The organism is Kribbella sp. NPDC004875 (assembly GCF_042873375.1).
Classification (GTDB): Bacteria; Actinomycetota; Actinomycetes; order Propionibacteriales; family Kribbellaceae; genus Kribbella.
In genome coordinates this window covers 718292-730905 of the sequence record NZ_JBIALI010000002.1, presented here as the reverse complement: position 1 = coordinate 730905, position 12614 = coordinate 718292, and the positions used below count along the sequence as shown (strand labels likewise).

9 protein-coding genes and 1 tRNA gene are annotated in these 12614 nt (G+C 68.0%); 2 read left to right on the top strand and 8 right to left on the bottom strand.

Translation table 11 applies throughout. The annotated features are described in order from the left end of the window. The first annotated feature begins 6 nt into the window (after positions 1-6). Entirely contained in the window at positions 7-1635 is a 1629-nt protein-coding gene (locus ACFYRH_RS14525) for a PfkB family carbohydrate kinase (protein WP_387773694.1), read from the top strand. Here the strand turns inward: ACFYRH_RS14525 and ACFYRH_RS14520 are convergent. Further along, positions 1549-2514, bottom strand: a complete 966-nt coding sequence (locus ACFYRH_RS14520) for a hypothetical protein (RefSeq protein WP_387773691.1) — start codon at positions 2512-2514, stop codon at positions 1549-1551. The genes ACFYRH_RS14525 and ACFYRH_RS14520 overlap by 87 nt on opposite strands. A 355-nt stretch (positions 2515-2869) precedes the next feature. On the opposite strand from ACFYRH_RS14520, the gene ACFYRH_RS14515 reads away from it, so the two are divergent. After that, positions 2870-3025, top strand: a complete 156-nt coding sequence (locus ACFYRH_RS14515) for a hypothetical protein (RefSeq protein WP_387773688.1) — start codon at positions 2870-2872, stop codon at positions 3023-3025. A gap of 53 nt (positions 3026-3078) precedes the next feature. Here ACFYRH_RS14515 and ACFYRH_RS14510 read toward each other — a convergent pair whose 3' ends face one another. From ACFYRH_RS14510 to ACFYRH_RS14480, 7 genes are all read right to left on the bottom strand, one after another. Beyond that, positions 3079-4800, bottom strand: a complete 1722-nt coding sequence (locus tag ACFYRH_RS14510; RefSeq protein WP_387773685.1) for an IucA/IucC family protein — start codon at positions 4798-4800, stop codon at positions 3079-3081. Continuing rightward, positions 4797-6059 carry a lysine N(6)-hydroxylase/L-ornithine N(5)-oxygenase family protein gene (locus tag ACFYRH_RS14505; protein ID WP_387773682.1) on the bottom strand — a complete coding sequence of 421 codons (1263 nt, stop codon included), beginning with the start codon at positions 6057-6059 and terminating at the stop codon, positions 4797-4799. The genes ACFYRH_RS14510 and ACFYRH_RS14505 overlap by 4 nt, the downstream gene beginning before the upstream one ends. Position 6060: 1 nt before the next feature. Further along, entirely contained in the window at positions 6061-6576 is a 516-nt protein-coding gene (locus tag ACFYRH_RS14500) for a GNAT family N-acetyltransferase (protein WP_387773679.1), read from the bottom strand. Beyond that, the gene (locus ACFYRH_RS14495; protein WP_387773676.1) at positions 6573-8126 is read right to left on the bottom strand and encodes an IucA/IucC family protein; all 1554 of its coding nucleotides are present in this window, start codon (positions 8124-8126) and stop codon (positions 6573-6575) included. The genes ACFYRH_RS14500 and ACFYRH_RS14495 overlap by 4 nt, the downstream gene beginning before the upstream one ends. A 272-nt stretch (positions 8127-8398) precedes the next feature. Beyond that, positions 8399-9943 (bottom strand): pyridoxal phosphate-dependent decarboxylase family protein, encoded by a 1545-nt coding sequence (locus ACFYRH_RS14490; protein ID WP_387773673.1) that lies wholly within the window; start codon positions 9941-9943, stop codon positions 8399-8401. Positions 9944-10051: 108 nt separating this feature from the next. Further along, the gene (locus ACFYRH_RS14485) at positions 10052-12436 is read right to left on the bottom strand and encodes a hypothetical protein (RefSeq protein ID WP_387773670.1); all 2385 of its coding nucleotides are present in this window, start codon (positions 12434-12436) and stop codon (positions 10052-10054) included. A gap of 43 nt (positions 12437-12479) precedes the next feature. Next, positions 12480-12551: transfer RNA gene (locus tag ACFYRH_RS14480), tRNA-Ser, on the bottom strand. Positions 12552-12614: the final 63 nt, after the last annotated feature.

Below are 12614 nucleotides of genomic sequence, written 5' to 3'. Positions count from 1 at the left end.
GAGCGAATGATCGACGGCAGAGACAGTCAGGCAGACAAGGTGCTGCTGCTCGCCGGCATGCTGGAGAAGCTCCGAACCCATGACGGCCTGACCCTCGAGCGACTCAGCTCGGAACGAGCCGGCCTGACGGCGCCGTTGATCGAACTCGCCGCGACTCGTCATTACGCCACTCTTCACCAGCTCGACGACCTGGCACTGGCGGCTTTCAAGCTGGTCCAGAGCTGTGTTCGTGAAGACCTGGTCGGGACGCAGCAGATCATCGCCGACGCGATTCTCGGCCTCAGGCTGCATTTGGAGGCGTACGCCGCAGCCGGCCTCGAGGTCCACGTCACTCGCTCGCTGTACAACCCTTCGGTGACGCGCCGCCGGCAGGCCTTGCTCAACAACTGGCATCGCATCCACCGGGCCCTCGGCACCGAACCGGAGGCGGCTCCCAGCGACCGCTCATTACGTGGCAGCACCGAGCCCGCCGTACTCCGAAGCCTGGCCGGATCCCTGATCCATCGCAACTACGTCGACGAACCTAGCCACAGTGCGCAGCCCGACACCGTCGTGGCCGGCAACGGAGAATCAGCAGGTAGCGTCGTCATCGTCGGCGGGGCGGTCATGGACGTCATCTTCCGGGCGCGAAGCCTGCCTGATCCGGAGACCTCCACTGAGGCGTACAGCTTCGATCTGACTCCAGGTGGAAAGGGCCTCACCCAGGCCGTCGCAGCTGCTCATCTGGGTCTGGACACCTATCTCGTCGCCGCTGTCGCCGACGATCGCTTCGGCGACGAAATTCTCGAGTACCTGCGGCGCAAGCGCGTCAACACGTCTCTCGTCAAACGCGTTCGCGGCGCTCGCACTCCTTTCACCGGGGTCTTCGAAAAGGAACTCGGCGACAGCATTGCCGTGAACTGGCGTAACGATGCCGAGATCCATCTCTCCCCCGGCGACCTGCGTGACTGCCAGGCTCAGATCGAGGCCTGCGATGCGGTGCTCATGACGTTCGAAGTACCCCGCGATACCGTCCAGGAAGTGCTCTCCATCGCTCATCGCGTGCGGGAGAGCCGTCCGTTGACGATCGTCACTCCGGGCCAGCCCTACAGCAACGAACGCATATCGCACGAGGCGCTCTCCCGGATGGACTACATCGTCGCGCATCCGTGGGAACTCGGGCCGTTCGCTCAGGGGCAAGCACCATTCAACCCGGATCCTGTCGCGCGGAATCTGCTCGCCTTCGGAGTCGACACCCTGTGTCTGCTCGTCAACGGCGGCTGCACCGTCTATTCGAACCGTGCCAAGGATCCGATAGGTGTTCCCACAGTGCCAACGATCTACAAGGAGACCTCCGCCGCACGCGACGCTTTCTGCGCTGCCCTCGCAGCCAAGCTCATCGACAGCAACGGCGTCTTCTCGAGCGAGGTCGCCCTCTGGGCAGCCGCGGCCATGTCCTGTGCGGCGGCCAACTATTCGCAGCCTGACTGGATGCCTGCACGAAGCAGTATCGACGCGCTCCTAGGCCGGTCGTTCCGCATCAACGAAGCCAGCACCACCTCGCCTGCGTCAGCGCCGGATACGGCGCCGCTGGTCGGCCGGAACGGGTTCGGTGACCTCGCGCAGACGGCAGCAGAAGATCAGCGAATCCAGTAGCTTCGCGCGACTCTGCTCGAAGACGGTCTTGCGATACTGCCCACGCAACTGCGTGAGGTTCGCGCCGCCCCAATGGCTGCGAAGTTGCCGCGGGCTGGCGTAGGCACCATCGACGTAGAGATAGGGTCGCGCCTCGATCGACATCCATTGCTGCCAGTTCGCGGCGCGGTAACTGGTCCCCAGGAATCCGAGGTTCGGGTCGACCGCCGTGGTCAGGACCTGCGCCTCCGGAACCTCCCGCGCCATCACCTGCCGAACGCGCGACAAGAGGTGCGAAATCGCGAACTTCGGCGCGACGCTGTGCGAGTAGACACGGGACACATCCCAGGCCGCGCCGCTCGGAACAGCGAACTGCGCCTGTAGCCGTTTGCCCACCTTGGCCCAGTCCAGAGGAGACACGCTGCACAGCGTCACCGGCAGATGATTCAGCGGGTCCACCAGCGCGAAGTTCATCGAGCCGGCCCGTGCGCTGCGCAGGTAGTGAAGCTTGCTGAATATCTGATCCGCTTGTCGCCCGTCGATCGCGGCGAAACGCAGATCGGAAAGCAAGAATTCATCCTCCGGAACGAGATCCTTGATTTCCCAATGGTCGGTCCGCAACCGTTCCGCATTGCGCCTCAGTTCAGCGAATACCGCACCTGAGGACATACTTCCGTCGGCGCGGGCAACGCGCGGTAAATGCAGCAGTGTCCGCACTTCGAGGGCCCGCCAGTAGACGTCGTACTCGGTCGCGACCCGGGACAACAGGCGCTCGAACTCGGGATCTTGCTTTCGGCAATCATCGAGCATAAGTCGGGGACGCCTGGACCTCCGGTCCTCGGACACGGAAGGCAGGCTGACGGACACCTTGATGCCCTGCTCCGGCGCAGTCGTCGACACAGTGGGAGACTATCCGACTGCCGCTCATCCGGAGCAACCATCCGCATGACGAGTTTTGGCCCGCCGGCCACCCGATTCCTGCCAGTTGGCACCGCCGCGTTGCCAACTGGCAGGCAGTAGTACGGCGGCCTTCGCCAGCGTATCGTTCCGCATTCGCCAAATCGTCGGGACCGGCCGCCGGCCGGGCAATACCAAACGCATTTGGCGCGTTCTCCGCCGCCAACTCCTGTGGATTGACAGCCGATTGTCGTCGGGTGGAATAGAAGTGCGGCTACTTGGATGAACGCCACCCTCCGGCCGGACGGTGCCAACGACAACACCTCGAGGAAGTGACAGAGAAGAAGAGAGGGACATCATGCATCACACGCAGATTCTCGCAACACTGGTGGCGCTTTCGAGCGCGGTGCTGATGGTCTCACTGTGGAAGCAGTTGCTCACTCTGGTTCTGGTAGGCATTGTGTTGATCTTCTGCTTCGGTCTTTACAACCTCGCGACCATCATGACGCACTGATCACCTCTTGACAGCCGACGCCCGTCCGGGAATTCCGGGCGGGCGTCGATTCCTCAGGCGAGCGGCGGGATGGGTTTGGCGGCGTGGAGGGGGTTGGGGATGGTGCCGGTGGTGGGGATTGGGGGGCGGGTGGCGAGGTCGGTGTAGCCGAGGGTCAGGCGGTAGGTGTTGAGGGGGTAGCGGGTGAAGGTTTCGGCGGTTAGGGCGGTGGCGGTGAGGCGGGCGGTGTGTTCTGGGTGGGCGGTGGCGTAGCGGTCCACCTCGCCGCGGACCAGGCCCCAGAAGGTTTGTTCAGGGATCAGGGCGAGGGCGGAGAGGGGGTTGAGGACGCCGAGGAGGAGGGCGTCGACGACGTACTGGCGGAGGATGGGCCAGGGTTTGCGTGGGAGGACCCGGGCATGGGAGTCGGGCTCGGGGCCGCGGGCAAGGATCTTGTCGGTGGAGATGTTGATGTCGTCGACCAGGTCCTTGATCACCAGGCGGGCGGGCAGGCCGTTGGGCGCGCAGATGATCGCGAGGTTCTCACCGTGGGGATTGACGGTGATGCCGTAGTGGTGGAGGAGATGGAGAAGCGGCCGGAGGATGGTGGCCAGGAGGTGGCTGAGCCAGGTCTGCGGGTCAGCCCCGCTGTGGCTGATCGCGGTCGCGGTGAAGCCTGGGTGGAGTACTGCGGCCAGCGGCCACACGGTCTCGCCTTCACGCAGGCGAGCGTCGACGGGGTCGCGCCAGATGCAGCCGAGTGTCTCGGTCCACTGGTACGGGATGCCGGCGTGGGTCGAGAGTTGGGGGTGCCGGACGGTCACGGAGGCGACCTCACCGAGGAGTTCGGTGCCAAGGGCACGGAAGGTCTCGTCGCGGGACCACAGGCCGCGCAGCCACTGCGTGATCATTGGTGCGGCCAACGTGCAGTGCTCGGGGATGCCCCGGTACACCGAGGTGTTGAGGATCTTCAGCGGCAGCTTGACCTGGTAGCGGTCGGGCTGCGCGACGTTGACCATGGTGCGGATCGACTGGGTCGGGAGGTAGTCGTCCGGGCTCTCCCCCAGGACGACGATCTCGCCGGTCGCCAGCTCGCGCGCCCATTGGGTCCGGACGACGTGGTCGAGTTGCCAGGGATGACACGGCAGCCAGACGTAGGCGTCCGGATCGTCCAGCTTCGCGCGGAACGCTTCCGCGGTCGCCGGGTCAAGTTCCCGCCCGATGACCGAGTGCTCCGAGAGGTCCGGCGTACCGCGGAACTCGGCCAGGCCGCGGCGTACGGCGAGCCACGTCAAACGCAAGGGTGTGCGGGCCTCGGGAGCGTAGCGTTCGCTGTCGGCGGCGGAGAAGCCGAGACGGCCCTTGTTCGCCACGAGCAGCGGATGACCGGTCAGGTATCCCTCCAGCCGGCTGTGATGCAGGCCCAGGAGTTCCGCGGCCGGCGCAGTTGACGTCGCCATCCGTACGTCGGCCGCCAGCGTGCTCGTCAGCTCGGCGACGTACCCGGCCACCGTGGACCCGTCGAGCCCCAGTACGGCGGCAGCCTCGACGAAGAACTGGATCGGGTCGGTGGCGATCTCGCTCTCGTCGTTGCCGAGAATGCCGGAAGTGGTACGCCGGATCGACTCGGGATCGACCCGCCAGCTGCCGAATCCGCCACGGGTCGCCTCGAAGACATACGACACCGCGCCGAAGCTCAAACGATTGCCCTCAGGTTCCAGCAGTCCCTCGGTGCAGAACTGTGAGATCAGCTTCGCGAGTAGCTCCGACGACGAGCGGGTCCAGACGTCGTTCATGCGGGGATGCCGAACGTCGTGAACGCGGTGGACTTCGGGAGCCGGAAGATCTCCCGGGCGGCGATGGTGTTCAGGATCGTGGCGTTGCGGATGGCACCGATCCCCAGGTCGGGGGCCGCGACACCGTGAGAGTGCAGGTCCGCGTTGGCCACGAAGATCCGGCCCGCGAGCGCCTCGGAGGCATCGACGCTGTGGTCGCGATTGATCACCCACCGACCCGCAGCGTCGTGGTGCAACTGCTCCTGCACGCTGGACAGGAACGGCAGCGGCCGGTTCCGGTACCCGGTCGCGGCGACTACCGCGTCAGTGGTGTGCTGGAATGTCCTCCCGCTGTCTGCGTGCAGCATCGTCAGCTCGAGCCCGTCGGCACGGGCGACTGCCGACACAACCGCCACGCCGCACTGCAGCTGCACCGGTGCAGCGCTCAGATCCCTTGCGTACAACGCATCGTGGATGTCGTCCAGCGTCTCCGACGAGATGCCTTTGTAGTGCCGCCACTGCTCTTTCACCAGGCGGTCACGCGTCGGCTCGTCCAGTCCGTGGAAGTAGTCGACGTACGACGGTGTCGTCATCTCCAGCACGAGCTTGGAGTAGTCCAACGGAGCGAACGACGGTGTACGCGTCAGCCAGGACACCGCTGGGCCTTCGGACCGCAGCAGGTCCAGTGCGCATTCAGCACCCGATTGGCCCGAGCCAACGACAGTCACGTGATCTGTGCGCAGCAGGTTGTCTCGTCGGAACAGGTAGTCCGCCGAGTGCAGGAAGCGTTCAGCAGGCAGTCCGGCTAGCGCTGCGGGCACGGACGGCTCGGTACCGACGCCAACGACCAGATGCCGCGCCTCGAACTGCTCAACGCTGTCACCGCGTTCCACGGTCAGCTCAAACGATGCACCATTCCAGACTGCGTCCCGCACGTGGTGACCGAAGTGCAACGAGTCCAACTGGGCCGCACACCACCGCAGGTACGTCTCGTACTCACGGCGCGTCGGATGGAACTTCTCGCGGACGTAGAACTGATACAGCCGCTCACTGTCCTTCAAGTACGACAGAAACGACAGGTGGTGCGCCGGCTCGACCAACGACACCAGGTCGGCAAGGAACGACACCTGCAGCATCGCGTCTTCGAACATCAGCCCGCGGTGCCAGGTGAACTCCGGCCGACTGTCCAGGACAGCGAGCTCGATGTCGTCGACCTCGGACGCCAGCGCGGCGAGTCCGAGGTTGAACGGCCCGCAGCCGATCGCGATCACGTCGTACATGTCACTCCTCCACAGTCCGGGTGCGGACCATCAGTAGGGCGGTCTTTTCGGGCAGCTGTAGCTCCCCGTGCCGATCGAAGCCCGCTGCGAGGAAGGCCCGGACGGACGGTGTGTTCTCGATGTCAGGCTCGGCGACGACGCGTTGACAGGCCGGTTCGTCCGCCAGCACCGCGTCGGCCACTGCCCGCAGCAGACGACGTCCCAGACCCCGGCCGACGCGGGTGACGTCACCGATCGCCACGTGAACGCCCCAGTCGTTCTCGTCGTACGGGTAGTACTCCGCTAGTCGGTCGTGACGGACGCGGTACAGCTCGACGTACCCGATCTCCTCTGCGTCGGCAGTGGCCACGCAGGGGACGGAGTGGTCGCCTGCCGCCTGTCGCTCGATCTCCTGCGCCCAGCGCTCCACCGACCAGCTCTGGTGCCACCAGCGGAGCACGTGAGGCTGTGACATCCACAGTGCGATGCGAGGCGCGTCAGCAGGTACTGCGGGGCGTAGCTCGAACAGATCACTCATCGCAGCGGGTTCGGGATGTCAAGGTAGACGGACTGCGCGTCCAGCGGCGCTACTACCTCGTCGATACCGCGCAGCCGAGTCAACATGTTCGCCTTGCACGGCAGCGTGTCCGCTTCGAGCCATCGGCGCGCCAGGCGGTCACCGTCCGGCCCAGCTGCCTTCAGCAACGGCAAAGCGAGTGTCAGCCGATCCCGCACCACTCCGAGCAGTTCACCCTCCTCGGCGACGCCATCCGCCGCCAGACAGCCGACGACGGCAAGCGCCTGGTTGTGCAGCAGGTAGTAGGTGAGCCGGTCGTCGACGATCGGGTCGTCCACGACCGCGAGTGTCGAGTCATGCAGCCCGGTGACCGCCAACAGACCCTTCAGGTACGACGACGCGAGGTAGTACCCCTGGTTGTCCCGATACGCACCGCCCGTGATGCGCCCCAGGCCGTCCAGCCGCACCAGGGTGTTCTGCTGATGTGCCTCGAGCCCGATCCCCGTCTCGGCGTACAGGTGCAGCATCGGGATCAGCACGTTGTCGATGTACGCCGCGGTCCACCCGGCCGGATCTTCCGCCGCAAAGGCGCTCAGCCGGCTCGCACCACCTGGACGCGGCGCGACGAGTCCCGCCAGACATTGATAACTGTTGACGTCTGTTGGCACCTCTCGTACCGCAACGTCAAGACCGGTCAATGTGGGTCCACCCTCGTCAAGAGCAACCCAGGCCGGGTCGCGGACGATCGTGAACCGAGGATGCGCCGTCGCCGTCCCCGCGTTGTACGCCGCGTCGAGCAGTCGGTTGATCTCGAGACCACGCCGGAGCTCGGTCGCCGTCGACTCCCGCCGCGAGTTCGTGATCCGCAGACCCAGCGACAGCTTCAGCATCACCGGCAGATCCGGATGGAAGACAGTCCGCAAGGAAGACGTCGGGTACCACTGCGCACCCTGCGGCCCCAGTGCCTTGACCCGACCGGCAGCGATCAGGCCGGCCACCCGCGGCCGCGAGGCCACCGCCGCGGCCTGCCACGGGTGGGCCGGGATCAGCACGCGGCCGGACGACGGAGTGATACCGGCCAGCGCGCCCATCAGCTGCACAGCGTCCTGTCCCTGCAGCGAGGGCGCGCCGGCCACCTGGTCCGACGACACCAGCTCGGCGTCGGCCTCGAACCAGTGCACCGCGAAACGGCCACCAAGCTCCGGCGAGTACGCCGCCAGCTCGGCACCGCTCAGTCCGTCCCGGCTCTTCGGCGCCGGATGATGCAGATGACCGAACAGCAACGCCTGCTCGGTCTCGAGGAACCGCCCCGGCCCGCGCTCGCCGTCGGCCGCGGCGACGAACACGTCGACGTTTCGCACCGACTCCGCCGTCCGCGCCACCAGGTCCTCGATCTCGGCCGGATCCGCATCCGCCGACAGCACCCGCACCAGCTCCTCTGGCGCCGGCTCCACACCGTCCAGCCGGACGTCGCCGAACCGATGCAAACCAGTCCTCGACGCGTGCTCCACCCGCGCGGTCACGGTCGAGCCGCCCACCTGGAAGCTCAGCGGGCCGGCAGCCACAGGCACAGCCGCCTCCCGCGTGTAACACCGCAGGATCGCATTCAAATGCGCAAGAACAGCAGTTGAGGTCATGGGGCCTCCCGGCCTGGACTGAGGAGCGGAGGGAGCCCGGTCGTGGGGCCTCCCGGCCTGGACTGAGGAGCGAAGGGAGCCCGGTCGTGGGGCCTCCCGGCCTGGACTGAGGAGCGGAGGGAGCGAAGCGACCAGAGCGACGAGGGAAGGACGGGAGTCACAGCCCAATGACCACGCCGGCGCCGAAGGCCCGGCCAAAAGCACGGTCACGCTGCTCCTTCGCCGGTCAGGATGTCGAGGCCGGTGGCCACGACCTGGTCGAGCAGGTCGTCGATGTCCGTTGCGGTGGCGTTCGGGTTCAGCAGCGTCAGCTTCAGCGCGACCGCCGCCGGGCGGCTGCCGCGGGCCGGCACCTTGGTCCGGCCGATCAGCACCCGTCCCGACGTCAGCAACCGGCGCCGGACCTCACCCTGGAGCGCGTCCAGCGCGGCACTGTCTGCGCTGTCTGCGCTGTCTGCGCTCTCTGCGCTGTCTGCGGCCCCCAGTCGCTGTCCGGCGACCCGGAACAGCACCGTGGTCAGGGTCACCGGCGCCAGCAACTCGAGGTTGCTGTCGGCAACGACGCGGGCCGCGGCGGCATGCGCGAGCTCGTGGCAGGTGTCCAGCATCGTGCCCAGTCCGGCCCGCCCGTATGCCGTCAGCGTGGTCGCAACCTTGACCGCATCCGGACGCCGGGTCGTCTGCAGGCTCCGCCCGAGCAATCCGTCCAGACCGGAGTCGATGTCGTCGGCCGGGTTCAGGTAGTCCACGGAGCGGTCGAACGCGGAGAAGCGGGTCCGGTCGGCCACCAGCAGCACGCTGGTCGCCGCGGGCTGCCAGCCGATCTTGTGCAGGTCCAGCGTCACCGAGTCCGCCAGCGGGACCTCGGCCAGCAGCGGTGCGAGCCGGTCGGAGAACAGCGCCCCGAACCCGTACGCCGCGTCCACGTGCACCCAGGCGCCGTACTGCCGGGCCAACGCGGCGACCTCCGCGATCGGGTCGACCGACCCGAAGTCCGTCGTACCGGCGGTGGCGACGACCGCGACCGGAGTACGGCCGGGCTTGGCGAGCTCGTCGGCGAGGACGTCGGTACGCATCCGGAAGTTCTCGTCGGAGGCGATCGTGATCGCGGCCTCCTCGCCGAGCCCGAGCGCGGCGCAGGCTCGCTGGACCGAGAAGTGCGCGAGTTCGGAGCAGAAGACGACCGGACGGTCGAGCCCGCGCAGACCGTCCCGCCGTACGTCGACACCCGCGGCGGCGGCCGCACTGTCGCGGGCGATCAGCACCGCGAGCAGGTTCGAGATCGAGCCGCCGGGGGTGAGGACGCCGTCGGCTCGCGGACCGAAGCCGGCCAGGTCGGCGAGGGCCCGAACGACCCACTGCTCGATCGCGAGCGTCGCCGGACCGGAGTCGTAGGTGTCCATCGACGCGTTCGACGCCGAGGCCAACGCGTCCGCGTCGACCGCGACCTGGAGCACCGGCGGTTGCAGGTGCGCCGCCGCGTGCGGGTGGCTGAGGTCGATCCCGGTCTCGTCCAGCAGACCGGCGATCAGGTCCAGCGCGGCGGACTCCCCCACCCCGGTCGACGGCACCCGCGGCTCGCCCAGGACCTCGGCCGCCCGGCGCAGTACCGCTCCCGGCGAACCGTGCGGCAACGGTCCACGCTCACGGTCCGAGACCGCCGAGGCCAGCGGCCAGCGAGCCGCGAACGGGTCACGGACGTGGATGGAGGCGGGGGCGGGCAGCGCGGTCAGGCGCGCGGGCTGCGACATCCAGATCTCCCGGGAAGTTGTCGAGTAAGGCAACCCTTACTAAGGCAGCCCTAACTTTTGCCCGGCTCACTCACCGTGTCAACTCGGGCACCCGAGACGTGAACATCCTCACGGACCCACCGGATCCGGCATGCACCAGTGCGGTCTGGCACTCCAGCCGAGCAGGCGGCGCCCGCCACTCGTCCGGCCCTTCGCGTCGAAGCACTCCCCGGCGAGCACCTGCCGCAGGCCGACGACGGCCGGCGCGAAGCGTGGACCGAGGACACCGGCGCGATCCTCGAGCTCGGCCACGACGTCCTGCTGCGCAACCGGGGTGCAGAAGCTCAGGAAGAAGATCGCCTGTCGCCACGCGTACGCCGTGTTCTTGATGCCCTGGAGCGCGCTGATCCAGGTCGGCGCCGGCTGGGTCTGCCGCTGAACCGCCCACGCGAACGCGCGTCCCGCCAGCTCGGGCGCGGCCGCACGCAGCCAGTCGGTCTGATCCAGGGCGTCGACGAGAGCGGCCAGCTTGTGCGAGGTCAGGATCTGCGCCTGTTCGAGCACGGTCCCGTTCTGGGCGACGTACCCGGGCTTCTCGGCGCTCTGTGCCTCCTGCGCGCGGAGACGGCAGGCCTCGGCGAAGTCGTCCGCGGTCGGCTTGCCCCACCGCTTGCGCCAGCCCTTGGGCTCCTCGACGGCCGGCCAGGCGTGCGGCAGGTCGTAGTACCGCGCGTACGTCGTACCGAACAGCACGCGACTCGCGATGCAGCTCGCGGAACGCCACTTCACGGTGAAGGTGCCCATGAAGATGTCCGCGGCGACCTCCTCGACGAGCGGGAGCTTGAGGTCGGCCTGCGCGGCGAGTGCACCGAGCTCCCGGACCAGCGGGTTCGGCAGGATCGCGTGGGGGAAGGCGCTGAGCGCCACCACCGTCGTTTCGCGCAGCGACTGCGCGGCGGCACGGGCCGACCGCTCACGCCGGTCACGGTACGGCGCGACGGCCTCGACCCACGGCAGTTCGTCGAAGCGCACCTGGTGCTTGAGGTTGAGCAACAGCAGACTGCGCCGGCGCCGGAACGCGGCGTACGTCTGCGCGTAGGCGGCGGCGAGCGATGGGTCCTCGATGTTCGCCGCGAGCAGCTGGGAGGTGATCTGGGGCAGCACGCGGGCCAGGACCTCGCCCGAGCTGATCACGCCGCGATCGACCAGCTCGCCGATCGGAGCCTCGACGGCCCGCGCGGCCTTCGCCAGGAGGTGCGGTGGGATCGCTTCTCCGGCGGCGGCCGGCGCCTCGTGACCGTCGACCTCGCCGGCGATCGGGTCGAGCGACGGCAGGCCGCCGTCGCGCGGGAAGCGGTCGAGGCGGGCGCCGAGGATGTGCGCCAGAGTCGCGTACGCCGGGCGTGCAGCTACCGCGCGTTGCGTCGTACGGAGGGCCGCGCGGGGCTCGGAGCCCGGGGCTCCGTGGGCGCTGACCGTGTTGGCGAGGGCACGCCGGATCCAGCCGACGTCGCGTCCGGTGAGGGCTGAGCTGTCGACCGGGCACAGGTCCAGGGCTGCATGGAGACGGGCGAAGTTGCTCTTGGCGTGACGCTGGGAGGCTCGATGGACGTCGGCCGCGGCCGCGTAGTCGTCGAGCCACTGACGCCGCCGCTGGACCCAGTCATCCGGCCAGACCCGACACGGCCAACCCCCGACGACCGAAGCGCCCGGCACCGGACCTCCGGGCTCTGGGCCGGCTAGTTCTGGGCCGGCTAGTTCTGGGCCGGCTAGGTCTGGGCCGGCTAGTTCTGGGAGGTCGCCGTCGACTGTGTCGCACCAGAGGGCTACCAGGCGGTCGTACAGCGGGTTCCAGACGCGGAGGGTTTCGAGTTGGGCGGCGATCTGCGGCCGGACTGTTGCCCGCCGCAACATGTCCCCGACCTCCCCCACCGACTGTAGCCGGACGACCGCCCCGGACGGCATCGACGACGGGCTGAACGTCGGCGTGAACCGCAACCGATGCAGCAGCGGGCGAAGCTCCGCCACGAGATCGAGTGCCGCGGCGTGATGCCGGTTCTCCAGCAGCCACGCGACGACCAGCAGCGCCGACTCCTCCGGCACATCCACCCGGTACCGCCGGGTCCGCAGCGCTTCCCCGAGCTCGGCCAGCCCTTCATCGCCGAGATACCAGAGGTTGACCCGCTCGCGATCCGTCTCCCCCGGAGCGTCGGCCGGCACCCGGGCGAGCTCCTCCGGATCCACCGGAACCTCTGCGAGGTACCGCCCGGTTGCGAATCCACCGTGCGCCACCTCGAGCGTGACCCACGCGGGAGTGTCGGCGACCGGCGTCCGCGAGCCGACCGCCAGCCGCCCCGACGCCATCCCCTCGAGAACGTTGCGCCAGGCATCGACCCGGGCCGCGGCGCGGCGGCGTACGGCGACATCGTCCGCGACCAGGGCGCGTTCGAGAGCGTGCTGCAGGCGGCCGATCGCGTACTCGGCCGACGCACTCGCCGATGGCTCGTCCGGCATCCGGAACCCCCGTTCTCTGGATGAGACAGCAGACTCACATCAGACATGGAGGCAGGACTCGAACCTGCGCCCTCCCGGTAAGCAGCCGGGTGATCTACCCCTGATCTACTCCATGTGGTGCGTCACAGCATAGTGTCCTGAGTCGGAAGTTGGGCGAGCGATTTCGGTGGTCAGGTGC